The sequence below is a fragment of the Vicinamibacterales bacterium genome (assembly GCA_036504215.1).
Classification (GTDB): Bacteria; Acidobacteriota; Vicinamibacteria; order Vicinamibacterales; family Fen-181; genus FEN-299.
In genome coordinates this window covers 71,173-95,537 of record DASXVO010000038.1, presented here as the reverse complement: position 1 = coordinate 95,537, position 24,365 = coordinate 71,173, and the positions used below count along the sequence as shown (strand labels likewise).

At 66.1% G+C, this 24,365-nt stretch carries 24 protein-coding genes; 14 read left to right on the top strand and 10 right to left on the bottom strand.

Annotation, left to right across the window (positions count from 1 at the left end; genetic code table 11):
• Positions 1–107: 107 nt before the first annotated feature.
• The 5 genes from hemC to VGK32_11180 form a co-directional block, all read right to left on the bottom strand.
• Positions 108–1,073: a hydroxymethylbilane synthase gene (gene hemC / locus VGK32_11200; protein HEY3382327.1), complete on the bottom strand. Its 966-nt coding sequence runs from the start codon at positions 1,071–1,073 to the stop codon at positions 108–110.
• Positions 1,070–2,413 carry a glutamyl-tRNA reductase gene (gene hemA / locus VGK32_11195; protein HEY3382326.1) on the bottom strand — a complete coding sequence of 448 codons (1,344 nt, stop codon included), beginning with the start codon at positions 2,411–2,413 and terminating at the stop codon, positions 1,070–1,072. The genes hemC and hemA overlap by 4 nt, the downstream gene beginning before the upstream one ends.
• A gap of 7 nt (positions 2,414–2,420) precedes the next feature.
• Positions 2,421–3,248 (bottom strand): cytochrome c biogenesis protein CcsA, encoded by an 828-nt coding sequence (gene ccsA, locus VGK32_11190; GenBank protein ID HEY3382325.1) that lies wholly within the window; start codon positions 3,246–3,248, stop codon positions 2,421–2,423.
• A 66-nt stretch (positions 3,249–3,314) separates the two neighbouring features.
• Positions 3,315–4,397, bottom strand: coding sequence for a VWA domain-containing protein (locus tag VGK32_11185; protein ID HEY3382324.1), 1,083 nt, complete (start codon positions 4,395–4,397; stop codon positions 3,315–3,317).
• Positions 4,394–5,338: a hypothetical protein gene (locus VGK32_11180; protein ID HEY3382323.1), complete on the bottom strand. Its 945-nt coding sequence runs from the start codon at positions 5,336–5,338 to the stop codon at positions 4,394–4,396. Before VGK32_11180 ends, VGK32_11185 begins: the two co-directional genes overlap by 4 nt.
• Positions 5,339–5,728: 390 nt before the next feature.
• On the opposite strand from VGK32_11180, the gene ndhC reads away from it, so the two are divergent.
• From ndhC to VGK32_11115, 13 genes are all read left to right on the top strand, one after another.
• On the top strand, positions 5,729–6,085 hold the full coding sequence (gene ndhC, locus VGK32_11175; GenBank protein ID HEY3382322.1) for an NADH-quinone oxidoreductase subunit A: 357 nt from the start codon (positions 5,729–5,731) through the stop codon (positions 6,083–6,085).
• Positions 6,086–6,139: 54 nt separating this feature from the next.
• Positions 6,140–6,826, top strand: a complete 687-nt coding sequence (locus VGK32_11170) for an NADH-quinone oxidoreductase subunit C (protein ID HEY3382321.1) — start codon at positions 6,140–6,142, stop codon at positions 6,824–6,826.
• Complete coding sequence (locus tag VGK32_11165) at positions 6,827–7,951, top strand: NADH-quinone oxidoreductase subunit D (GenBank protein ID HEY3382320.1); 1,125 nt, start codon at positions 6,827–6,829, stop codon at positions 7,949–7,951.
• Positions 7,948–8,970 (top strand): NADH-quinone oxidoreductase subunit NuoH, encoded by a 1,023-nt coding sequence (nuoH, locus tag VGK32_11160; GenBank protein ID HEY3382319.1) that lies wholly within the window; start codon positions 7,948–7,950, stop codon positions 8,968–8,970. Before VGK32_11165 ends, nuoH begins: the two co-directional genes overlap by 4 nt.
• Before the next feature lie 15 nt (positions 8,971–8,985).
• Entirely contained in the window at positions 8,986–9,495 is a 510-nt protein-coding gene (locus tag VGK32_11155; GenBank protein HEY3382318.1) for an NADH-quinone oxidoreductase subunit J, read from the top strand.
• Positions 9,496–9,804, top strand: a complete 309-nt coding sequence (nuoK, locus tag VGK32_11150; protein ID HEY3382317.1) for an NADH-quinone oxidoreductase subunit NuoK — start codon at positions 9,496–9,498, stop codon at positions 9,802–9,804.
• A 13-nt stretch (positions 9,805–9,817) separates the two neighbouring features.
• Positions 9,818–12,031 (top strand): NADH-quinone oxidoreductase subunit L, encoded by a 2,214-nt coding sequence (gene nuoL, locus VGK32_11145; protein ID HEY3382316.1) that lies wholly within the window; start codon positions 9,818–9,820, stop codon positions 12,029–12,031.
• 5 nt (positions 12,032–12,036) lie between these two features.
• Complete coding sequence (locus tag VGK32_11140; GenBank protein HEY3382315.1) at positions 12,037–13,767, top strand: NADH-quinone oxidoreductase subunit M; 1,731 nt, start codon at positions 12,037–12,039, stop codon at positions 13,765–13,767.
• Positions 13,767–15,248 carry an NADH-quinone oxidoreductase subunit N gene (locus VGK32_11135; protein ID HEY3382314.1) on the top strand — a complete coding sequence of 494 codons (1,482 nt, stop codon included), beginning with the start codon at positions 13,767–13,769 and terminating at the stop codon, positions 15,246–15,248. Before VGK32_11140 ends, VGK32_11135 begins: the two co-directional genes overlap by 1 nt.
• An 8-nt stretch (positions 15,249–15,256) precedes the next feature.
• The gene (locus VGK32_11130) at positions 15,257–15,496 is read left to right on the top strand and encodes an AtpZ/AtpI family protein (GenBank protein HEY3382313.1); all 240 of its coding nucleotides are present in this window, start codon (positions 15,257–15,259) and stop codon (positions 15,494–15,496) included.
• Positions 15,493–15,957 (top strand): hypothetical protein, encoded by a 465-nt coding sequence (locus VGK32_11125; GenBank protein ID HEY3382312.1) that lies wholly within the window; start codon positions 15,493–15,495, stop codon positions 15,955–15,957. The genes VGK32_11130 and VGK32_11125 overlap by 4 nt, the downstream gene beginning before the upstream one ends.
• A gap of 32 nt (positions 15,958–15,989) precedes the next feature.
• Positions 15,990–16,799 (top strand): F0F1 ATP synthase subunit A, encoded by an 810-nt coding sequence (gene atpB, locus VGK32_11120; GenBank protein HEY3382311.1) that lies wholly within the window; start codon positions 15,990–15,992, stop codon positions 16,797–16,799.
• Between the two features lie 92 nt (positions 16,800–16,891).
• On the top strand, positions 16,892–17,233 hold the full coding sequence (locus VGK32_11115; GenBank protein ID HEY3382310.1) for an ATP synthase F0 subunit C: 342 nt from the start codon (positions 16,892–16,894) through the stop codon (positions 17,231–17,233).
• A gap of 185 nt (positions 17,234–17,418) precedes the next feature.
• Here the strand turns inward: VGK32_11115 and VGK32_11110 are convergent, their stop codons facing one another.
• Genes VGK32_11110 through VGK32_11100 form a run of 3 tightly spaced genes read right to left on the bottom strand, consistent with a single transcriptional unit; the run spans position 17,419 to position 21,173 of the window.
• Positions 17,419–17,886, bottom strand: a complete 468-nt coding sequence (locus VGK32_11110) for a C-GCAxxG-C-C family protein (protein ID HEY3382309.1) — start codon at positions 17,884–17,886, stop codon at positions 17,419–17,421.
• A gap of 16 nt (positions 17,887–17,902) precedes the next feature.
• Positions 17,903–18,976 carry a hypothetical protein gene (locus VGK32_11105; protein ID HEY3382308.1) on the bottom strand — a complete coding sequence of 358 codons (1,074 nt, stop codon included), beginning with the start codon at positions 18,974–18,976 and terminating at the stop codon, positions 17,903–17,905.
• Between the two features lie 49 nt (positions 18,977–19,025).
• Positions 19,026–21,173: a dehydrogenase E1 component subunit alpha/beta gene (locus tag VGK32_11100; GenBank protein HEY3382307.1), complete on the bottom strand. Its 2,148-nt coding sequence runs from the start codon at positions 21,171–21,173 to the stop codon at positions 19,026–19,028.
• A gap of 185 nt (positions 21,174–21,358) precedes the next feature.
• On the opposite strand from VGK32_11100, the gene VGK32_11095 reads away from it, so the two are divergent.
• Positions 21,359–21,709 carry a cupin domain-containing protein gene (locus VGK32_11095; protein HEY3382306.1) on the top strand — a complete coding sequence of 117 codons (351 nt, stop codon included), beginning with the start codon at positions 21,359–21,361 and terminating at the stop codon, positions 21,707–21,709.
• Here the strand turns inward: VGK32_11095 and VGK32_11090 are convergent.
• Positions 21,703–22,383 carry a rhomboid family intramembrane serine protease gene (locus tag VGK32_11090; protein ID HEY3382305.1) on the bottom strand — a complete coding sequence of 227 codons (681 nt, stop codon included), beginning with the start codon at positions 22,381–22,383 and terminating at the stop codon, positions 21,703–21,705. The genes VGK32_11095 and VGK32_11090 overlap by 7 nt on opposite strands.
• A gap of 223 nt (positions 22,384–22,606) precedes the next feature.
• Positions 22,607–24,223 (bottom strand): murein biosynthesis integral membrane protein MurJ, encoded by a 1,617-nt coding sequence (gene murJ / locus VGK32_11085; GenBank protein ID HEY3382304.1) that lies wholly within the window; start codon positions 24,221–24,223, stop codon positions 22,607–22,609.
• Between the last annotated feature and the right edge of the window lie 142 nt (positions 24,224–24,365).

Sequence of the window (24,365 nt, the reverse complement as noted above, 5' to 3'; positions counted from 1 at the left end):
TATGGCCCGATATTCTCAGTCGCCGCGCCTGGCCGGCTGGGCGCATCGTCGCCTTCGGTGCTGCGCCGCGACTTCCACCACGGGCTGCTGGGCGCTCGGCCCCGGGCTCACTGGCCCTGGTTTCGCCGAACTTCCTCGAGGATCGCGTCGGCGCCCTGTTCGATCAGGCGACGGCCGAGCCGCACACCAAGCGTCGTTGCCTCGCCGCGCGGAGCGCGGTCACGTCCTCGCACCACGCGGTGTCCATCCAACGAGACTACCACCGCGCGCAAGTCGAGGTCATCCGCGTCGGCCAGAGCGACCGCGCCGACCGGCGTCTGGCATCCGCCGCCGAGCGTGGCGACCAGCGCACGTTCCGCTTCGACCGCTCGCGCGGTTGCCGCATCGTCGATTCGCGCCACGGCCACGCGCGCTTCGGTATCGTCCACGCGCAACTCGATGGCGATCGCGCCCTGGCCGGGCGCCGGGACACAGGCATCGACCGCGAGCGCGTGCGAGATGCGGTCGGCGAAACCGAGGCGGCGCATCCCGGCCGCCGCGAGAACCAGAGCGTCGTAGCCGCCAGCGTCGAGCTTTCGCAGCCGGGTGTCGAGGTTGCCGCGAATCGGCTGGAACGACGCGGTCGGCAGGAGCCGCGTGAGCTCCGCGATGCGTCGCACGCTGCTCGTGCCAATTCGGGCCGACTCGCCGAGGCGTTGAAGCACGTCGTCGAGGGTTGCCAGCTGGGCTTGCGGCCCGTGTGCTTGCTGAGGCAGCACGAGCACATCGCGTGGATCTTCGCGCTGAAGCACCGCGCCGATGGCCAGGCCATCCGGCAGCACCGCCGGCATGTCCTTGCAGCTGTGCACGGCGAAGTCCACGTCGTGGCGCAGCAGCGCGTCCTCGATCTCCTTGACGAACAGGCGCTTGCCGCCGATGTCGGAGAGTGGGGCCTCCGCGAGCCTGTCCCCACTGGTCTTGATGATGACGATTTCGCAATGCGGGCCGCCCGCCTGTTCGACGAGCGCGGCCGCCGTGCGAGCCTGCCAGAGAGCCAGTTGGCTTCCGCGGGTGCCGAGGCGCAGGATGTTCACGGGGTCACCGACTTGCCGGCATCTGCCGCGCGATGCGCGGCCGGACCTCGACCCGGCTCGCCTCGGGCCGGTTCCTCCGCGTCGAGCGCAAAGAGCCGCGTCAGGGCGTCGGCATACGTTCGCACCCGCTCCGGGTCGGGAATGGACTTGAGCTGCTCGGTGGGCGTGATCAGCAATTTCTCGACGATCAGCCGGGTGACTTCCTCGACGCGCCCGCGGGCGTCGGGCGGCAGACCCGCCAGCTTGGGCTGCAGGCGTTCGAGTTCCGCGCGGCGGATCGCGTCGAACCGCTGACGGAGCGCGACGAGTGTGGGGATGGCACCCCGCGTCGACAGCCATGCCTCGAACTTCTTGACCTCGTCGCCGACGATGTCCTCCGCACGCGTGACCTCGGCGGCGCGACGCGTCAGGTTCTCCTGCACGATCGCCTGCAGGTCGTCGATGTTGTAGAGGAACACCGCCTCGAGGTCGCCGACCGCCGGATCGACGTCGCGCGGCAGGGCGATGTCGATCATGAACAGTGGACGGTTGCGGCGCGTCCGCATCACGCCTTCAACCTGGGGTCGAGCCAGGATCGGAAGCGTCGATCCCGTGGCCGTGATGACGATGTCGGCATGCGCGAGCGAGGTTGACAGGTCCTGCCACGGCAGCGGCGTGCCGCCGATCGACTCGGCCAGCGCCGTCGCGTGGGCGAACGTGCGGCTCGTGATGAACATCCGCTCGACGCCCTGTCCCTTGAGATGTTGCGCGGTCAACTTGCCCATCTCGCCGGCGCCGATCACCAGCACGGTACGGCCCTTCAGATCCCCAAAGATCTTTCGTGCCAGGGAGGTGGCGGCGAAGCTGACCGACACCGCGCCCTCCGACAGCCCCGTCTCCGTGCGGACCCGTTTGCCCACCGTGAAGGACCACGGGAACAACTTGTTCATGACCGGGCCGACGGTGCGCTGCTCGGCCGCCACCGAGTAGGCCTCCTTCACCTGGCCGAGAATCTGCGGCTCGCCGACGACCAGGGAATCGAGGCCGGCGGCCACGCGGAACAGGTGCGTGGCGGCCGCCGCATCCGTCTGCTCGTAGAGGTGAGGGTCGAGGGCGGCGGGGTCGAGGCCGTGGTACTCGCCAAGGAATCCGATCAGCTCCTGCCGCGCGGTCGACACGTCTTCGCACGCCACGTAGAGTTCGGCACGGTTGCAGGTGGACAGCACAACGGTCTCGCTCGCACTCGGCCGCGTGGCCAGCGCCAGCAGCGCGTCGCTCAAGCCGCGGGTCGCGAAGTCGAGGCGTTCGCGCACGTCCACGGGGGCCGTGCGGTGGCTGACGCCCAGGAGAAGCAGGTGCATGGCGACGTTACCCGCCGAAGTTGTGGCTACGCGTCAGGAAGTAGCCCACCGGCACGAAGTTGAACAGCACGATCGCGAAGCCGATCGCCGAGAGATACGCCGCGCGCTTGCCGCCCCAGCCCAGACGGCGGGCGTAGAGCGCGAAACTGTAGACCGACCAGCAGATGACGGCACCGAGGATCTTCGGGTCCGCAAGGGACATCGCCTGCACGCGCAGGTCGAACACCGGGCCGTTGCGCGCCTGGGTCGCCCAGATCGTGCCGACGACCACTCCAACGGTCAGGAACACCCAGCCGAGCGTGACGGTGCGCGCGTTCATCAGGTCCAGTGAATCGAGCGAGGGCAGCCGCGTGTAGAAGAACCCAAGGTGCTTGGCCTTGATTTCCTTGAACAACAGGACATAGGTGATGCCGACCACGCAAGCGAGCGCGAAGCTGGCGTACGCGAACAGGAGCGACGCGACGTGTACCCCGAACCACAGGCTCTCGAGGATCGGCACGCGCTTCTCCACGGTCGGGTTCAGAGCACGGATCAGCTGCAGCGCCACCAAGAGGGGGACGATGAACACGCCGAGCGCACGCTCCTCGGTGGTCATCTCCATGTAGAGATACGCCAGGGCGAGCAGCCACACGAACGTCGAAATTGCCTGCGTCGTTCCCGCGATCGGCACGTGGCCCGCCGCCATCGTCTGCATCCCGATGACGAAGGTGTGTCCAAGCGCGCCAACGGCGAGCAGGGCCGTGCCAGACCGCCCAACCGTCACGTTTCGCGTGACGAAGTGAGCCGCGTAGACGATGCCGGCGGCGAGGTAGAGCAACAGGGGAATCGTATTCACAGCGGTCTGTCCCGTCGCGGGCTCAGACGCCCGCGGCCATTAGTCGATGTTCCGATCACCATTCACTCATCGCCCGGCCTGCTTCGTGGGCCCGTAGTACCCCTGCCTGGTCCGCACCAGAACCCCCTCCCGCTTCACGCGGACCGTGATCCGCCGCCACGCACCGTCCCGCTTGGGGTTCCTCGAAGCGTAGCCGATCAGATACTGGCTCGCCAGTTCGTCCGCAATCCGGCCGTAGACTCCCGCCAGGTCGCCGATGCGCCCCGGGAAGAACGCGCGGGCGCCGGTTTGCTGCGCGAGGTCGCGCAGGACGAACGCTGCCTCGTTGTACGCCTTCCCGCCCAATTCGTCCTTGGAGAGCAGGCCGATCGTGTAGATCGCCGTCTCCGAGCGCTTCGCCAGGTCGAGTACCTGCTCGTAGGGAATCAAGCTCGACGTGTCCTCGCCGTCGGAGAACACCACGATGGCCTGTCGTCGAATGTCCCGCTCGGCTTTCGCTTGGGTCTTCTTCAGTTCACGAAGCGCGATGTACACCGCGTTGTAGAGCGAGGTCGATCCGCCGGCCGTCGTCTTTCGGATCGCCTGTTCCAGTGCGCCCGTGTCGTTGGTGAACGTCTGAAGGACCTTCACGTCGTGGTCGAAATCGATCAGCGCGCCCAGGTCCTCGGGCCGCAAGTGACGGGCGAACCCGATCGCCGCTTCCTGCGCGGTGGCCATCTTGTCTTCCATGCTCGCGCTGGTATCGAGCAGGAGCGAAAGCGCGATGGGCAGGTTCGACCGGTTGAAGAAGGCGATGTCCTGCGCGGCGCCGTCCTCGAAGACGCTGAAATCCTCCGGTTCCAGGTCGGTCACGTAGCGTCCTGCCGGGTCGGCGGCGGTGACGCTGAGCGAGACGATATCGACGCCGCCCCGGAAGGCCGGCAACCGCTGTCCGCCAGGACCTGGCTTCCCTGGGAGCACCGGCGAGATGCCCGTTCCGCTCTGCGCAGATGGGAGGCGCAGGCCACTCGGAGCGTCCGTGACCGCGCGTCGAGTGGCGCGAGCCTCCCGCCCGCGCTGTGCGGCCGGGCCGGTCGATTGCGCGACAAGGGCGATCGCGACGATGGCCGCCGCGACGGTCGTCCGCGAGGGGGGGCAATGGCGCATCATCCGCGTTTGGTCTTCACCGGCGTGCCGCGTGCGGTGAGCCCCGGATGCCGCACGCTCACTTCGATCCTGCTCGGAGGAATCAGCGCTTCGGGGTGGGCGTACGTGACGCGGTACTGGTTGCTCAGTTCGTCGCCGAACGCCGTCAGGGCATGGTCGAGGGCCATCGAGCTGAGAAGCTCGACCCTCACGCCACCGGTTGCGCGCGCCGCCTCGTCGAGGAGCAGCGCCCGATTCCGCTGTCCGTTGTCGGACAGGTTCGTCGAACCCGCCGTGGCGATCGTCATGGCGACAAACGCGGCCCCGCTGTCACGGACCGCCGGCAGGACGTCGGTATAGTGGCGTTCGCTGAATTCCGCCCCGCCCCCCGTGATGGTCAGAATGACGCCGCGATCAAAATCGCGCTTCGCCAACCCCTTGCAGATCTCGCGAACCGCTTCCATCACCGTGGAGCCGCTGCCTGGCACGGCGAACAGGCGATCCACGCCCTTCATGAGCGACGGTACGTCCAGCGAGTAGTCCACGACGATTGTCGGCCGGTCGCCGAATGTCGTGAACGTGATCGGGTTCGCGCCGCCCATGCGCTTGACGAAGCTGTGCAGGGCGGTGCGCATGTCGGCGATGAACGGTGTCGCCGTCTGCGTGTTGTCCACGAGCAGTGCCAGCGTGATCGGGCCGGTCGCTCTCTCCACGCGCAGCACCTCGCGCGCCACGCCGTCTTCCCGCACGACGAAGTCCGCGGGCATGAGGCCCGACACCGGTGCCCGATTCTTGTCGAGCACGGTGACGAACATGTAGCGGTCCCCGGGCCGTTCGGTGCGCGCGGCGTCCTGTGGCCCCATCGACGCCGGCACGGCGGCGAGCACGGCGCAGCCCAACAGCAGGGTCGCTCCGACCAGGATCGACGCCTTCACGGGTCTCAACGTGTGCGAATCGCGAGACATGTCTTCTCCGCGGAATTGAGGGACGCTGGCTCAGTTCAGTATAGGACTGGCCGGAATCGGGGGTCAAGGTCGAGCGGCTGAAACTCTTTGCAATTCAGTCACTTGCAGTTCTGTCTGCAATTCGACCGCGATGGTCGCGTTTCTTGACACCCCCAGGGGGGCGTGCTATAAACAGCCGAGATCCATCGACCGAGCACGCCGCTGTCATCCCCCTCCGGCACCGTTGCATTCGTGCTGCGGCCGCTGGCAGTGCCGTGTGACGTTGAGGGCCTGAGCCCCTCACCCCGGGGCAAGCACCCGGTACAAACGGAACCACTGGGCTGCGGGTTGCGGCGTCCAAAGCCTGGCAGGGTACTTTGGCTCCTCTCACAGTCCGCGCGGCACTGGACGATGCTCGAAGCCTACATTCCCGTTCTGCTGTTCCTCCTCGTGGCGATTGGGTTCGCGTTCGTCGCGCTGATCATGGCGTGGTTCGTGCGGCCCGAACGGTACAACAAGGTCAAGTCCGAGCCCTACGAGTGCGGCATCGAGACGCGCGGCGATGCGCGCGACCGCTACAGCATCCGCTACTTCATCGTGGCGATGCTGTTCGTCGTCTTCGACGTGGAGACGGTGTTCATGTTCCCGTGGGCGGTCATCATGGACAGGCTGGCCCTGTTCGGCCTCATCGAGATGATCGTCTTCCTCTTCATCCTCATCGTCGGCTACGCGTACGCGTGGAAGCAGGGTGCGCTCGAGTGGGTGTAGCGTCCACCGGCCTTCCCGGTCGTGTGCGTGTTGTCGCAGCAAGAAGCACCTCCCATGGCTGACACCGAGAAACCAGAATCCACGGACAAGCCGGCCGCGCCGGCAGCGGCGACGCCGGCCGTGCCGGCAGCCAAGCCTGCGGCCGCCGCGGCGGCCCCGAAGGCCCCGCCTGTCCCGCCTGGACCGCCCGACCCTCCGCCCCCCGCCGATGTGACCGTCCCGGCATATATCCAGGCGCTTCAGCACGCGATGCCTGGTGCCGCCCTCCAGCTCAGCTACTGGGTGGGCGACTGGACCGTCATCGTCGATCCGGCGCAGTGGCTCGGTGTCGCCCGACACCTGCACGACGCCCCGGGTGCACTCTTCGACTACTGTTCCGACGTGACGGCCGTCGACTGGCCGACGCGCGCAGGGGCCCGCTTCGACGTCGTCTGCTCCCTGTACTCGACCGCGTTGCGGCAGCGCGTCCGCGTGAAGGCCCGGATCGCAGACGGCGCGGAGATCGCGTCGCTGTCGGGCGTGTGGTCGGCCGCCAACTGGCTGGAGCGCGAGGCGTGGGACATGTTCGGGATCCGGTTTGCGGGTCATCCGAACCTGCACCGCATCCTGATGCCCGACGAGTGGCAGGGCCATCCGCAGCGGAAGGACTATCCGCTCGAAGGGCCGGGCGAGTTGATCATGGAAAGCCCGCAGGAGTGGCTCAAGCTGCGCCAGTCGTTCAACGAAGCGGAGATCGAGTAAATGGAACCGGACGTTGCCCGCCCGATGTTCGACACCGACGAACTCGTCATCAACATGGGGCCGCAGCACCCCGCCACGCACGGCGTGCTGCGGGTGGTGTTGAAGCTCGACGGCGAGAGGGTCGTGGACGCGGATGTCGTCATCGGCTATCTCCACCGGGGCGTCGAGAAGCTGAGCGAAAACCGCGACTGGACGCAGATCGTCCTGCTGACCGACCGCCTGGACTACGTCGCCTCGGCGGCGGCGAACCTCGCGTACGTCGAGACGGTCGAAAAGCTGCTGTCGCTCGAGGTGCCCCGACGCGCCCGGTACCTTCGCACAATCCTCGCTGAACTCCAGCGACTGGCCAGCCACCTCGTGTGGCTGGGCAGCCATGCGATGGACATCGGCGCCGTCACCGTCTTCCTCTACTGCCTGCGCGAACGGGAGTTGATCCTCGACCTGTTCGAGGAGTACTGCGGCGCACGGCTGACGTACAACTCGATGCGAATCGGCGGGCTGCCCCAGGACCTGCCGCCGGACTGGGGCCAGAAGGTGCTCCGGTTCTGCGACCTCCAGCTGGAAAAACTGGTCGAGTACGAGACGCTGCTCACGCACAACCGCATCTGGCTGAACCGGACGAGGAACATCGGCGTGATCTCCGCGGCCGATGCGATCGCCGTCGGGTTGTGCGGGCCTCCCTTGCGCGGGTCGGGCGTCGCTCGGGACGTGCGGAAGGACGAGCCCTACGCCGCGTACGAGGAGTTCCAGTTCGACATCCCCGTCGGCACCCGGGGCGACACCTACGACCGGTACCTGGTGCGCCTCGAGGAGATGCGGCAGTCGATTCGGATCATCCGCCAGGCGATCGAAGGCCTGCCGGAGGGCCCGGTGATGGGGAAGGTGCCGCGGTTGATCAAGCCGCCGGCCGGTGAAACCTACCACGCGAACGAGTCGCCGAAGGGCGAGATCGGCTTTTTCATCGTGAGCGACGGCAGGTCCACGAATCCGTATCGGATGCGCGTGCGGCCGCCGTCGTTCTGCAACCTCCAGGCGCTGCCGCAGCTCGTGCGCGGCCACCTGGTGGCGGACGTGATTGCACTGATCGGCACGATCGACATCGTGCTTGGAGAGGTGGATCGGTGATTGATCTCCTCGTCATACCGTTCATCAAGATCGTCTTCGTCCTCACGGGCGTGCTGATCACGGTCATGTACCTCGTGCTCCTCGAGCGCAAGGTGCAGGCGTGGGTGCAGGTGCGGCTCGGGCCGATGCGCGTCGGCCCGCATGGCGTGCTGCAGCCGATCGCCGACGTGCTCAAGCTGTTCATCAAGGAAGACCTGACGCCGGTGCGCGCCGACAGGTGGGTGTTCACGGCCGCGCCGATCATCGTGCTGGTCCCGGCCCTCATCGCGTTCGCGGTGATCCCGTTCGGCGACAAGGTGGGCGTCTTCGGGAAGCCGGTCGATCTCTTCATCGCCGACCTGAACGTCGGCCTGCTGTACATCGTCGCCGTGGCGTCGATCGGGATCTACGGCATCATCCTCGCGGGATGGTCGTCGAACTCCAAGTACTCGCTGCTCGGAGGACTCCGTTCGTCGGCGCAGCTCATCAGCTACGAGCTGGCGGTGACGATGACGTTCGTCAGTGTGATCCTGGCGTCCGGCAGCCTGAGCATGGTGGACATCGTCAGCAGCCAGCTGAAGAACGGCGTGTGGTTCGCGTTCGTCCAGCCGGTCGCGCTGTTCGTCTACTTCGTGGGCGGCCTGGCGGAGACCAACCGTTCGCCGTTCGACCTGCCGGAGGCCGAACAGGAGCTGGTGGCGGGGTTCCACACCGAGTACAGCGGCATGCGGTTCGCCCTGTTCTTCCTCGCCGAATACGCGAACATGATCGTCGTCTCGGCGATTGCGACGACGCTGTTCTTCGGCGGGTGGCTGCGGCCGTTCCCCAACGTGCAGTTCCTGCGGTTCCTGGACATCGTGCCGACGTGGATCTGGTTCATCGGCAAGACATTCGTCGTGCTCTACGTGTTCCTGTGGATCCGCGCCACGCTGCCGCGATACCGGTACGACCAGCTGATGCGGATTGGGTGGAAGGTCCTCATCCCGCTCGCCATCGCGAACATTCTCGTGACGGCGGCGGTGAAGGTCGCGCTCGGGTAAGCGAGGTTTTCTGACATGGGCGAAGCAATTGCCTTCTACACGCTTGCCGCGATGATTCTCGCGTTCGGTGTGCTGGTCATCACGGCCAAGAGCACGGTGCACAGCATCATGTTCCTGATCGCGAACTTCCTGTTCATCGCCGGACTGTACGCGATGCTCAACGCGCCGTTCCTGGCGGCGATCCAGGTGATCGTCTACGCCGGTGGCATCGTCGTCCTCTACCTCTTCGTCGTCATGCTGGTCAACCTGAAGCGCCCACCCGAAGCGCACCAGGACAAACGACGCCGCAGCGGGTGGGGCGTCGCGTTCTCGGTGGTCGTGCTGGCCGAACTCATTGTCATCGCGGCCTACAAGTTGGTGTCGCCTGCCAGCCTGGTGCTGCCCGCGGCGCCCATGGGATCGCACAACGTCGAAGCGGTCGGGTGGCTGCTGTACACCGACTACCTGGTTCCGTTCGAAGTGGCCTCGATGCTGCTCCTCGTAGCGATGGTCGGCGCGATCGTGCTCGCGCGGAGGGAGCTCTAGATGACCCCGATTACTCCCGCGCACTACATGGTCCTGTCGGCGGCGCTGTTCATCATCGGCGTCATCGGCGTGATGATTCGCCGCAACATCATCGTCATCCTGATGTCGATCGAGCTGATGCTGAACGCCGTCAACATCAACCTGGTGGCGTTCTCCAATCAACTGAACAACGCCGTGGGGCAGGTGTTCGTCATCTTCGTGATTTGCGTGGCAGCGGCCGAGGCGGCCGTCGGCTTGGGCATCATCCTCGCGTTCTACCGGAACAAGGAAACGGTGAACATCGACGAGATGAGCCTCATGCGCTGGTAGGGACGACAGAACCATGGACCTGATCTGGCTCATTCCTCTCGTGCCCGGTGCGGGCGCGGCCATCAACGGCCTGTTCGGCATCCGCTTGTTCAGCAAGCGGACGGCCGGAGTGGTCGCGTGCACGACGATGGCCCTGGCGTTCGGGCTGTCGGTGGTGGCGTTCTTCCAGTTGCTGGGGCTGCCGCCGGAATCCCGGGCGCACGACGTCGTGCTGTTCGACTGGATTCCGCCGACCGCGCTGCAGCTCGCGAGCGGCAAGATCGGGATGCTCCACATTCCCTGGTCCTTCCGGCTCGATCCGCTCTCGGCGGTGATGATTCTGGTCGTCACGGGGATCGGGTTCCTGATCCACGTGTATTCGACGGCCTACATGCACGACGAGCCGCGCGGCGGCGTCGCCCGCTACTTTTCCTACCTGAACCTGTTCTGCTTCTTCATGCTGACGCTGGTGCTCGGCGCCAACTACCTGGTCATGTTCGTGGGCTGGGAGGGCGTGGGCCTCTGCTCGTACCTGCTGATCGGTTACTGGTACGAGAAGCAGAGCGCGTCGGATGCGGGCAAGAAGGCGTTCATCACGAACCGGGTCGGCGACTGGGGCTTCCTGCTGGGCGTCTTCCTGGTGTTTGCGACCTTCGGCTCGTTCGACTTTCGCGAGGTCGCCAACGCGGCGGCGGTCCTGCCGGTCGAGCGCGCGCAGTTCGGCACGCTGTCGCTCATCACGCTGCTGCTCTTCGTCGGCGCGACGGGCAAGAGCGCGCAGATTCCGCTGTACGTCTGGCTGCCTGACGCCATGGAGGGCCCGACTCCGGTCTCGGCACTCATCCATGCCGCGACGATGGTGACCGCCGGCGTCTATATGGTCGGGCGCAACGCCGTGCTCTTCACGCACGCGCCGATGACGATGGAAGTCGTCGCGATCGTGGGCGTGCTGACCGCGGTGATGGCGGCGTCGATTGGCCTGGTACAGACCGACATCAAGCGGGTGCTGGCGTATTCGACCGTCTCGCAGTTGGGCTACATGTTCGTGGCGATGGGCGTCGGCGCGTTCGCCGCCGGGGCGTTCCACCTGATGACGCACGCCTTCTTCAAGGCGCTCCTCTTCCTGTGCAGCGGCGCGGTCATCCACGCGATGGCGGGCGAGCAGAACATGCTGAAGATGGGCGGCCTGAGGAAGCACATGCCGATCACCTTCTGGACGATGATGATCGGAACGCTGGCCATTGCCGGCATCCCACCGCTGTCAGGGTTCTTCAGCAAGGACGAGATCCTCTACAAGGCGTTCCTGTCGAACAAGGTGGTGTGGGGACTCGCGGCCTTCGCGGCCCTCATGACCGCGTTCTACATGTATCGCCTGATGTCGCTCACGTTCTTCGGCGACTATCGGGGCCCGGCGTGGGAGACTGCCGGCCATCACCCGGTAGACCACGGTGATGCGGACCCGGGCCACGGTCACGGCGGCCACGGGGCGTGGCACGGCCCGCACGAGGCGCCGAAGGCGATGACGATCGTGCTGTCGGTACTCGCCGTGGGCGCGGTCCTGGCCGGGTTCGTCGGGATCCCCGCGGTGCTCGGCGGCGGCAACGCGATCGAGCGGTTCCTGGAGCCGAGCTTCGTGGCGAGTCACGCCGCAGGGACGGAGATCCGCGCCACCGGGGCCGGCCTTGTCGCGAACCCCGAGGCCCGCGCGGCTGAGGCTGGTCACGCCGCAGGCACGGAGGCCCGCGCCACTGAGGCCGAGGGCGGCGAGGGCGCCCACCTGTCTCCGGCTGGAGAACTCGGCCTGATGGCCTTTTCGGTCTTGATCGGCGCGCTCGGCATCTTCGTCGCCTACCGCTTCTACGTCCGGCGTCCGGAGATCGCGGCGCGCCTGAAGGATCGGTTCGCCAGGCCGCATCGTGTCCTGACGAACAAGTACTACGTGGATGAACTCTACGGAGCGACGGTCATCCGCGGGACGATGAGCGGTGCCAACGGCCTGTGGACGTTCGATCGGAACGTCGTGGACGGCGCCGTCAACGGTTCCGGCTGGCTGACGATCTTCTCGTCCTGGTTCTCCGGTGTCATCGACAAGTACATCGTGGACGGCCTGGTGAACCTGGTTGGCTCGATCCTGCAGGAGGCGAGCTTCGTGTCCCGTCGTCTGCAGACGGGACTGATTCAGAACTACGCGCTGCTGATGCTCTTCGGCGTCTTCGCGTTCGTGAGCCTCTATCTGCTGATGCGGTAACCGCCATGAATGACTTCCCGTTGCTGTCGCTGATCCTGTTCACGCCGCTGGTCGGCGCCGCCGTGTTGCTGTTCGTGAACCAACGCAGCGAGAACGCCATCCGCTGGACTGCGAATCTGTTCGCGGCGGCCGGCTTCCTCGTCTCGCTGCCGCTCTGGTTCCAGTACGACTACCGCAACCCGTCGTGGCAGTTCGTCGAGCGCGCGCAGTGGATCCCGGCTGTCGGCGCCGAGTACCACCTGGGTGTGGACGGCTTCGCGGTACTGATGGTCCTGCTGACAACCCTGATGGGCGTCATCGCGATCCTGTCGTCCTGGACGGCCATCAAGGAGCGGGTGAAGGAGTACTACATCTTCCTCCTGATCCTGCAGTCCGGGATGATTGGCGCCTTCATCTCGCTCGACTTCCTGCTGTTCTTCCTGTTCTGGGAAGTCATGCTCGTCCCGATGTATTTCCTCATCGGGATCTGGGGCAGCGATCGCCGGCTCTATTCGGCCATCAAGTTCTTCCTCTACACGCTGGCCGGCAGCGTCGTGATGCTGCTTGGCATCCTGGCGCTCTACTTCTGGCACCAGCAGCAGACCGGCGTCTCCACGTTCGACGTCACGGTGTACCAGCAACTCGCCCTGCCGAAGGGTCTCCAGTGGTGGGTGTTCCTGGCGTTCTTCCTCGGGTTCTCGATCAAGGTCCCGATGTTCCCGTTCCACACCTGGCTGCCCGACGCCCACACGGACGCGCCGACCGCGGGCTCGGTCATCCTGGCCGCTGTCCTGCTGAAGATGGGAACGTACGGATTCATCCGCTTCAGCCTGCCGATCCTGCCGGATGCCTCGCGCGACTTCGTCCCGATGATGGCGGCGCTCTCGCTCATCGGCATCGTGTACGGCGCGTTGGTCGCGATGGCCCAGCGGGACTGGAAGCGCCTCGTCGCCTACTCGTCGGTCAGCCACATGGCGCTCGTCATGCTCGGGATGTTCGCCCTCAACCCCGTGGGCATCAAGGGCAGCATCATCCAGCAGATCAACCACGGCATCTCCACCGGTGCGCTCTTCCTCATCGTCGGCATCGTCTACGAGCGGCGGCACACGCGGCAGATCTCCGAGTACGGCGGCTTGTCGAAGGTGATGCCGGTCTACGCGGCGGTCTTCTGCGTGATGATGCTGTCGTCGATCGGCCTGCCTGCGCTTAACGGGTTCATCGGTGAGTTCCTGATCCTGCAGGGGATCTTCACCGTGAGCAAGCTCTGGGCGGCCATCGCGGCGACCGGGATCGTGCTGGGCGCGGCCTACATGCTGTGGCTCTACCAGCGGACGATGTTCGGCAAGATCGAGAATCCGAAGAACGAGCACCTGCCGGATCTGAACCTGCGCGAGATCATGACGTTCGTGCCGCTCATCATCCTGGCGATCTGGATCGGGATCTACCCGACGCCGTTCCTGGATCGGCTGGACACCTCGGTGAACCGCGTCATCGCGCGGGTCAGCCCGCAGTATCTCGAACAGAACGCGTCGGCCAAGCCGGCTGATTGCGGCCAGGCGAAGCCGGCATCCAAGTTCCAGATGGCGGCGTGCGGCGGCGACGAAACCGCGCCGCCGGCCACCACGGCTGGAACGGTTCCCGCTGGTCGACCGAACCAGGTGGAACAACACGTTGCGCCAGAGACGGCGCCTTCGAAGGCGCCCGGAGCCGTGCCATCGGCCGCCAAGCCCGGCGCCAAGACGGCGGGAGGGCAGTAATGCCAGCGGGTTTCTCGCCCAGCGATTTCAGCGCGCTGCTGCCGGAGTTCGTCCTCACCGGGGTGGCGCTCTTCGTCCTGCTCGCCGATGCCTTCATTCCGAGGGCCAGGCACGGGGTCATCGCCTGGATCTCGTTTGCCGGACTCGCGCTGACGGCCGCGGCGCTCGTGCCGTTCGTGGGCGCGCACGCCACCGCCGCGCGCGGCATGATCGCCGTGGACGGCTTCGCCGTTTTCTTCAAGTTCCTGTTCCTGTTCGCCGCGGCGCTGACGATCCTGATGTCCACCCGCTACCTCGAGGTGGAGGGCGCCCGGCCGGGGACCTACTACTTCCTCATTCTGTGCGCGACGCTCGGCATGATGTTCATGGCGAGCGGCATCGATCTCGTGACGATCTTCATCGGTCTCGAGACGATGGCCATCTCGTTCTACATCCTGGTCGGCTTCATCAAGCCGAGCCAGCGATCGAACGAAGCCGCGGTGAAGTATTTCCTGCTCGGCTGCTTCTCGCTCGGCCTGCTGCTCTACGGGATGTCGATCCTCTACGGCCTGACGGGAACGACCAACCTGCGGACGATCGCCACGGTGCTGGCCGGCCACGAGCACGACAAGTGGCTGGGCCTCGCGGTGATCCTCGTCGTGGCGGGCGTCGGGTTCAAGATCGCGGCGGTGCCGTTCCACATGTGGGCGCCCGACGTGTACGAGGGCGCACCGACGCCGGTCAGCGCGTTCCTGTCCGTGGGATCGAAGGCCGCGTCGTTCGCGATGCTGCTCCGGATCTTCTTCGAGGGGCTTCCGTCCGTGAACGCCGATTCGGTCGTGCTCTTCTACGCACTCTCGATCATCACGATGTGCGTCGGCAACATCGCGGCGCTCACGCAGAGCAACATCAAACGGATGCTGGCGTACTCGTCGATTGCGCACGCCGGATACCTGCTGATTGGCGTGGTTGCGGCCACGACCGTCCCGCAGATCGGCATCAAGGCGACGATGATCTACCTCGCGGTTTACGCCTTCATGCAGACTGGCGCGTTCGGTGTCGTGACGCTGCTCCGGCGCAGGGACGTGATCGGCGAGGAACTCAAGGATATGAGCGGCCTGTTCCAGCGCAGCCCGCTGGCGGGCACGGCGATGCTCCTGTTCATGCTGTCGCTCGGCGGCATCCCGCCCACTGCGGGTTTCATGGGCAAGTTCTGGCTGTTCAGCGCCGCGATCGACGGCGGCTACATCTGGCTGGCCGTCATCGGCGTGCTGAACAGCGCCGTGTCGATCTACTACTACATGCGGGTCGTGGTCTTCATGTGGTTCAAGAGCGAACCGACCGGATCGGACCTCGTGCTGTCGCCCGCGATGGCCGTGCTGCTCGCCGTCACCATCGTCGGAACGATTGCCATCGGTGTGTATCCCCGGCCGCTGTTCGACCTGGCGGACCTGTCCGCCCGGACGCTGGGTGTGGCGGGAATCGCCGCAAGCCTCAGATAGGTTGGGTGGTGACCAAGACGACCGGCCCATCCCTGGGTTCGCTCGGCGCGCTCAGCGCCGTCGGGTTCGCGTTCGTCCTGGCGGTCGTCTTCGGCTTCCTCATCGGCTACTTCCTCGATCGCTGGCTCGGCACCTCGCCGCTCTTCCTCATCGTGTTCTTCTTCGCAGGCGTGGCCGCCGGCATCGTGAACGTCGTCCGAACGGCGAATGCCGTGACCGAGGAAGAGAAGCGGAGCGGCAAGGAGTGATCCTCGCCGACGCGGACAGGTTCCTTCGACATTTCGAGCGCGACGCCGCCCTGGCCTGCAGCGTCATGGCCGTCGGCGCGCTCGTCGCAGAGCGTGGGCGGCCCGACGGGGCGGCCGGCGTGGTGGCGGGCGGCCTGCTGATGGCCGTGTCGTACGGCGCAATCAAGGGGGCGGTGGACGCCGCCATCGCCGTGATGCGGCACGAGCCCGGCGTTTTGCGGCCGCGCCGCCGCGCCCTCGTGGCAGCCGTGAAGTTCTTCACAAGGTACGCTTTACTGGCTGTTGGGGCGTACGCTATGCTGACGTGTTTCCGCCTGCACCCGGTCGGTCTGGTGGCCGGGGCCACGTCGCCGTTTCTGGCTGCGGCGGCGCAGGTGGTCCGACTGTCCCGGGCGCCCTCCAACCGGGAACATGGCTACGCTCAGAAGGATGAAGGCGGAAGGATGAAGGATGGCGGCTAGGGTCCTGGCGTCATCCACCATCCGGTAGGATCATGGAGAAGCTCGAGCACTCGCTCTGGATCGTGCAGTTCGTGAACGCGCTGCTCGGCCCACTCGTGGCCGCCGCACTGCGACCGCTCGGCTACCACTTCGAGCCGGGCCAGGAAGTCATTCCCGACTTCCTGGTGATGTGCCTGCTGATCCTCGTCGTTCTGTCGGTGCTCTGCCTGTTCATCCGCTCGCGCCTCAGCGTCGAGAATCCTGGGAAACTGCAGATTCTGCTGGAAGACGTGGTCGGGTTCCTCAACGGGATGATGGACGAGTACATCGGGCCGAAGGGCCGCAGCTATACGACCCTCGTGGGGACGATGTTCATCTTCATCCTCGTGGGCAATCTCATGGGGCTCGTGCCCGGGCTGAAGTCGCCGACGAGCAACATCAACGTCACGCTCGGCTGCGCGCTGACGGTGTTCGTCTACTACCAGTTCCACGGCTTCAAGGAGCAGGGGATCCTCGGGTACATGAAGCACTTCCTCGCGCCGGCCGGGGCGCCGATCTGGATCGCGCCGATCTACCTGCCCGTCGAGTTGATCAGTCACCTGTCGCGCGTGCTGTCGCTCTCCGTCCGGTTGTTCGGCAACATCTTCGGCGAAGATCTGGTCATCCTGATCCTCTTCAGCATCGTCCCGTTCGTGGCGCCGCTGCCCATGATGTTCCTCGGGCTGATTACCGCGACGCTGCAGGCCTACATCTTCGCGATGCTCACGACGATCTATCTGGCGGGTGCGGTGGTCGTGGACCATGGGCCGGACGGCCACGGTGCGCACGGCGACGGGCACGCGACGGAGCTCGGGACGGCTTGAGGGTGAGTGGGTGGCAGGGCCCGGACCCTGCGGATCATCGGTTCGTTGGCGCAAGGTCGCGGCCTTGCTGAATCTCTGAGGAGGCGTCTATCGTGCGTAAATCGCTGGTGCTGTCGCTGACGGTGTTGTTCGTGGCCGCGGGCATGGTTGCGCCGCTGTTCGCCCAGGGGTCCGCTGCGGCGGCTGGGGGCAGCGAGGTGGCGAAGTGGTCGATCATCACGGCCGGGTTCGCCCTGGCCATCGCGGCGGCGGCCGGTGCCTTTGGCCAGTCGAAGGGCTTGAGCGCGGCTGCCGAGGCGATCGCGCGCAACCCCAGCGCAACCGGTGACATCCGGTTTGCGTTGATCCTGGGGCTCGTGCTCATCGAGTCCCTCGTGATCTACGTGCTGCTCGTCGCGCTGATCCTGTTCTTCGTCAAGCCGTTCCCCGTATAGGGCGCGGGCGGACGAAGGCCGGAGCCAGAATCGAGAAGCGAGAATTGAGAAGCGAGACGTGAGAATTGGGGGTCCGCCAGACTCCCGATTCTCACCCCGCACGCGCGTCTGCCTGCCCTTCCTTCGCGTTTCCTTTCCCGTTGTTGGTTGCCTCCGTACCCGGTCTTCGGATCGGGGCAGGTGACTCAGCCTCCTGCCGGAGGTTCCTCGAGGAGCGCCGAGAGGATCCGGGCGGCGTCGCCGACCAGTCGTGGGCACACGTCCTTGAACACGTTGCGATCGCGGGCGGCCTGGAGTCCCTCGGGGGTTCCGATGGAACAGCCGATCAGGTCTCGGCACTGCACCGATCCATGCTGTTCGCGGAAACGGGTCAGGAAGTCGTTTGCCAGGCTGTAGAGCGCCGCTTTCGACGGCTCTTCGTTGTCGGCCTTTCCACGCGCCAGACCAAGGGCCATCAGCGCTCCGGTCACCGCGCCGCACATCTCGCCGTTCCGGGCGATGCCGCCGCCGAAGGCCGATGCGAGGCGCAGGGCTCGGTCCGCCTCGAGGCCGAACCCCGGGACGAAGGCGGTCAGCACGGCCTGCGAGCACGAGTATCCTTCTGCAAAGCGTCCGAGAGCTGCCTCTACCTTGCCGTTGACCGCGTCGCTCATACGTCTCTCCTGGAGTTCACGCCGGGCGTGGGTCGAAGATGTAGCAGCCTGGCGTTACCAGCAAGTGCCCGTCGGGCGCGAAGAAGAGTCCGGTCGGTGTCAAGACGCCGGTGGCCTGCAGTTGCACCACCCGCACCTTCTCGCCGTTGACATCGTACACGTGAAGATACGGGACGCTGGCGAACACGATCCAGAGGCGTCCCAGCCGATCGACGGCTGCGGCCCGGACGACCGGTCTCACCATCGGCAGTTCGCGATCGACGCCCGCCACCTTGCGCCGAGGCCACGTCGTCGGCAGGTTGTTGATGACCGCGTCGATCTCGGGGCCCTCGATGTGTCGCTCGAACACGACATTGCCGGCGTCGTCCAGCTTGCGAAAGAGCGGGCGCCCGCCCTGGAAGACAAAGTAGAAGCCGCCCCGCGGGTTGAGCAGTGGCAGGCCTGTGTTGAGGGCGCAATGCAGGTCCCGATCCGCCTCGTGTCCGGTCGCGCGAGGCACGCCGAACGTTCGCTGTACGGCGCCGTTCAGCGCATACTCTGCAACCAGCGCCCCGGACTCGGGCTGGCTGAGGAATACGGACCGGCCACCGTACTGCAGCGATCCAATACCGTTGAAAACCACGCCTCCGAGCGTGACCGTCGCCACGGCTCGACCAGGCAGCGTGAAGCCACCCAGCAGCGCGCCGCCCGATCCGAAGACCTGTATGCGCTCCAGCGCCCCCGGACGGTCGGCGACGACAAACGTGCCGTTGGGCGCGAGCGCGAATGCCGTCGGCTCGAGGATGCGGCCAGCCTCGCCGCCGATCCTGACCACCGGCCACGACCCGGACATCTCCCGGTCGATCCCGTAGACCGTGTGGCCCTGCCGATCGAAGACGAAGAACTGCCCTGAAGCCGCCTGCTGAAACGCGAGCGGGTCGCGGAAGTTGCCAACGATCTCGGGTGGAATGCCGCCGATCGAACGAAGGACGAGAACGCGGCCATCAGCAGCCACCTTCGGGCTCGCGCCGCGCTGTCGAGCGGATGCCGATCCGGCAACGATCGGTGCGCCGAGGGCGCTGAAGGCGAGGAGAAACGACCGGCGGGTCATACGGACGATAGTGTGACACCGGAATCGGAGTGGTGACACATGATTGTCGTCAGTACTCCGCGGTCTCTCGGATTGCCTTCAGGATGTCAGCGCTCTGCGGCAGGATCACCTCTTCGAGGTCCGGGCAGTAGGCAACGGGCGTGTCGAGCGATGCGACGCGACGAACCGGGGCGTCGAGATACTCGAAGAGTTCGCCGGCCACCCTCGCCGCAATCTCGGCGCCGAACCCGCACGTCAACTGATCCTCGTGCGCGATGATCACACGATTCGTCCGCTTCACGAGTTCCGCGATGCCGGGCCAATCGTACGGAACGATGGTCCGCAGATCGAATACCGCGACGCTGATGCCGTCCTTCTCCGCCTGCTGTGCGGCGAGCAGCGTGCGCTGCACCAGCGCGCCCCACGTGACGACCACGAGATCAGCGCCGTCGCGCACCAGTGCCCCATTGCCGAAGGGAATCGTGAAATCGTCGCCGGGGTACTCGCCCTTGTTGTAGGTCTGACGGTACAGGTGCTTGTGCTCGAAGTACAGCACCGGATCGTCGCAGCGGATGGCGGTGCGCAGGAGTCCAGCCGCATCGACGGCGTTGGACGGGAAGGCAATCCGGATGCCGGGGCAGTGGGCGAAGATGCTCTCCCCCGATTGACTGTGATAGGGTGCGCCGCCGCGCAGGTAGCCGCCGATCGGCACGCGCACCACCATCGGGCAGGAAAAGGTGTTGCCCGAGCGGTACCGCAGCATCGCCATCTCGTCGCGCAGCTGCATCATCGCGGGCCAGATGTAGTCGAAGAACTGGATCTCGACCACCGGCTTGATGCCGCGCGTGGCCATGCCGACGGCGCGCCCAATGATGTTCGCCTCCGCCAGTGGCGAGTTGAACACCCGGGTGCTGCCAAACGCGCGCTGCAGGCCGTGCGTGACCTTGAAGACACCACCCTTGCCCTGCACCGCCGACAACGCCTCTTCACGCGTGGCATCGGCAACGTCCTCGCCGAACATCACGATCCGCGGGTTGCGCGCCATCTCCGAGCGGAGCGTCCGGTTGATGGCGGCCACCATCGTGTCCGGCTTCCCCGTCGGTTGCGCCGGACCACAGAACGCGGGGCCGGTGGGATCGACGTCGGGCGAGAACACCCAGAGGGTCGCGGTGTCCGGCGCTGGTCTCTCTGCCTGCAGGGCCCGTGCGGCCGCTTCGTCGACCTCGCGATCGAGGCTTGCGGCCAGGTGGTCGAGGTCGGCGGTGCTGGCGAGGCCCTCGCGCAGCAGCACCCGCTGCAGCCGACGGATCGGATCCTTCTCCGCCTCGGCTTCGCGTTCAGCCGGCGTCTTGTAGAGCCGTTCATCGTCCGACAGGGAATGGGAGTACGGCCGGGTGACGTGCGCGTGAACCAGTGCGGGGCCGCGCCGCTCACGCGCGTAGGCGACCGCATCGTTCATCGCGTGGCAGCTGGCGGGGAAGTCCGTGCCGTCCGTCGTGACGACGTGGAGATTCGGGAACGAGGTGACGATCCTCGAGATATCGCCCCCTGGCGTCTGCACCTCCACGGGGACCGAGATCGCGTAGCCGTTGTCCTCGATGAGATAGACGACCGGCAGTCGTTTGCCGCACGCGGTGTTGAGCGATTCCCAGAACTCGCCCTCCGCCGTCGCACCCTCACCGGACGAGACGTAGACGACTTCGTCAGCGCGGAAGCACGACTCGCGGTCGGAAATGTCCGTGAGCCGCTGGTACAGCCGACCGGCCTCGGCGCATCCGACTCCCTGCAGGCACTGGGTACCCGTCGGGCTGCCCTGCGACACGATGTTCCAGCGCTTGTGGCCCCAGTGGGACGGCATCTGGCGGCCGCCCGATGCCGGGTCGTCCCTGGCGCCAACGGCTTCGAGCAGCATCTCGTACGGCGTGACGCCCAGCACGAGACACAGCGCCCGGTCGCGGTAATAGGGATAGAACCAGTCGTACCCGGGGCGGAGCGCACGACCCGCGGCGACGAGAATCGCTTCGTGTCCGGCGCCGCTGATTTGAAAGAAGATCCGGCTCTGATTCTTCAGCTGGATCTCCTTGTCGTCGATCTTTCGCGACAGGAGCATCCACCGGTAGGCCCGCAGCAGGTCGCCGCCGTCGAGCCCGTGATGTCCGGGGCCCGAGGAAGCCCCAACCTGGCCCGCCACCCCGTTGACCGTCGTTGGTGCTTCCATGATGCGACTGGCGCTGCTCCCCCGCGCGTGTGATCGTTCGGGGAACCCGGGTCAGCGTGCGAGTTTCCGCGCGAACCGGTCCGGAGACGGGACGAAACTGTGCTGATCGCTGAGTGTTTTCATTATAGCATCGGGGCCCCGTTGTATAATCGACCACACGCGAACACGACAGAGAGCCCTCCACGATGACGCTGCCCTCTCGCCTGCATCGCTGGGACGAAATCTCACTCGAGAAGATGACCGAGATGATCTCGCGGAAGATCATCCCGGGCGATCGGCTCATGCTCGCGCACGTGTACCTCAAGCGCGGCGCGCTGGTGCCAATGCATCACCACGAGGGCGAGCAGATGACCTACGTGCTCCAGGGTGCGCTGCGGGTGATGATTGGGGGCGAGGAACTCACCGTGCGGGAGGGAGAGGTGCTCCACATCCCCTCGAATGTCGATCATCAGGCAGAAGCCCTGGACGACACGCTCGAACTCGACGTCTTCAGCCCCGTGCGGGCCGAGTGGATGATCGACACCAACGGTCAGTGAACCTTCCGATCCCAGTCGTTGCGGCCGCCGCTGTAGACGCTGAACTTGCGCCGCAGCCGGTTCATCCTCCACTTGACGTAGCGATATTTCAGTTCGTCCAGAGGCCGCGAGCGCCACACCCGCAGATACAGGTAGCCGAACACCAGCCCGCCGAGATGTGCCGTGTTCGCCACCCCACCCTGGTTGCCTCCCACCGACGACAGGAACGCAATTGCACCCATGATGAGGACGAAGTACCTGGCGGGAATCGGGAACACCATCCACATGTAGATCGGGCGGTCCGGGAAGGCCAGAGCATAGGCGAGCAGCAGGCCGTAGATGGCGCCCGACGCTCCCACGGTCAGCGAGTAGCGCATGGCGGCGCCGACCTCGCCGGGCACCAGCGCCAGAAGCATCGTGGTCACCGCGGCGCCCACGCCGGTGACGAAGTAGTACTTGAGGAAGAACGTCGTGCCCCACATCCGCTCGAGCTCGACGCCGAACATCCACAGCGCGAGCATGTTGAACAGGATGTGAAAGAAACCCGCGTGCAGGAACATGTACGTGACCGGCTGCCAGACGAACAGTCGCGAGTAGACCGCGTCCGGCTGCAGGCCAAGGAAGAGGACGATGGCGGGCACGAGCCACGAGATGACGAACAGTGCCGCGTTCGTCCAGATCAGGGCCCTGACCACCGGCGTCATCGGACCCGGACCGAAGGCGAATGACACCGAGCCGCGTGGAGGAGAAGGATATCGCCGCATGAGCCCTGTACTCAGGCTGGCCGCAAGCCTACGGCCCGCGCGTTTCAATCAGAACCCGATCCCAAGTGATCGTACCATAGCCGCCCCTGGCCGCCGCCCGCGTACCGAGAAAATCTCTCCTGGCGAGATGGCGAGAGAATCGCTCCGGGAGAGATCATGAGCTGGCGCCGGCAGGTCTGAAGATCCGAGCCGACACCGTCCGCGCCGCCTCGTTGAACTCGGCGATGCGGAGCAGGCGCGCCGCCCCGGCCAGCGCGACGATCCCGGCGGCAATCGCACCGCCCACACGGACCAGTTGCGCCGCCAACGAAGGGCCAGGCGCGAAGCTGCCCAGTCCACGCTCGGTCGCCCAGACCGCCGCGGCCATTCCGAGTGACGCGACTCCGACCTTGATCGAGGCCGTTGCCAGTCGGCGACCGTCGATTCCATCGAGCCGACGACGGAGGAGCCAGAGGAGCGTGGCCGCGCTGAAGAGGGAGGCCAGGGCCGTCCCGAACGCCAGCCCGCGATAGCCAAACGGCCCGACCAGGAGCAGGCTCAGCGCCACGTTGACCGCCACGGTGATCATGCTCACGGCTACTGGGGTTCGGCTGTCGCGCAGCGTGTAGAACGTCGGCACGCAGATCTTGACGGCCGAGTACCCGAGCAGCCCCGGGGCGTAACAGATGAGCGCCGATACCGTACCCGCGGTGGCGACGGCCGTGAAGGAGCCACGCTCGAACAGTAGCGCGACAATCGGCCGGGCCAGGACAACAAGCCCGACGGTCGCCGGCACGTTCAACATCAGCATCATCCGCAGCCCGCTCGACAGCGTCCGGCGCATCGCGTCCCGATCCTCGCGCGCCGCGTGGCGCGACAAGGACGGGAGTGCCGCGGTGGCAATCGACAGGCCGAACAGGCCGATGGGCAGGTACATCAGGCGGAACGCGTAGCTGAGGAACGAGACCGCGCCCTCGCCCTGGCTCGTCGCCAGCATGGTGTTGATGAGGACGTTGATCTGGACGGCAGCAAGGCCGATGGTGCCCGGAGCCATCAGTGCCAGGACTTCGCGCACGTGCGGATCGCGGAAACTGACGATCGGGCGGTACCGGAAACCCTCCCGGCGGAGCAGCGGCCACTGCACGACCACCTGTCCGATTCCGCCCACGAGCGTCCCAATGGCCACGGCGAAGATCGGGCGGATCCCCTGCGCGCGGAGGATCGGGATCAGCACGACCATGGTGAGGATGGTGCCGACGTTGAACATCGCCGGCGAGATCGCGGGCACGAAGAAACGGCGCACGGAGTTGAGCATCCCCATGCAGGCGGCGGCCAGCGCCACCAGGATGAGGAACGGGAACATGATCTGGGCGAGCGAGACGGCAAGCTCGAGCTTGCCGGGCACCGAACCGTAGTCGGACGCGGCGAACCGGACGATCGGCCACACGAACACCATGCCCGCGCCGACGAAGGCAGCGGTCACGAGCAGGAGGCCGTTGAGGACGAGGTTCCCGAGGCGCCACGCGGCCGCCCTGTCCTTCAGGGTGAGCAGTCGGGTGAAGGTCGGCACGAACGCTGAGCTCATCGCCCCTTCAGCGAAGAGGTCGCGCAGGAGGTTCGGGATGCGGAACGCCACGTTGTAGGCGTCCATTTCGTGGCTGGCGCCGAAATAATACGCCAGCGTTTGATCGCGAACCATCCCGAGCACCCGGCTCGACATCGTCGCCGCACCGACGAGACCGGCCGAGCGCGCCAGTCGGGCGGCGCCCGCACCGCGAACTTCTGCAGTCACAGGCGGTGTCCCGTCGGTGGTCGGAACCGGCGCAGTGGGGAGAACGTCCATCCGAGGTCAGGTTAACACAGGGGTTTTTGGCGAACCCCCAGAAACGGCGAAAGGGCGGCATCGCCGCCCTTCGAAGAAAAGGCAGGGGTCC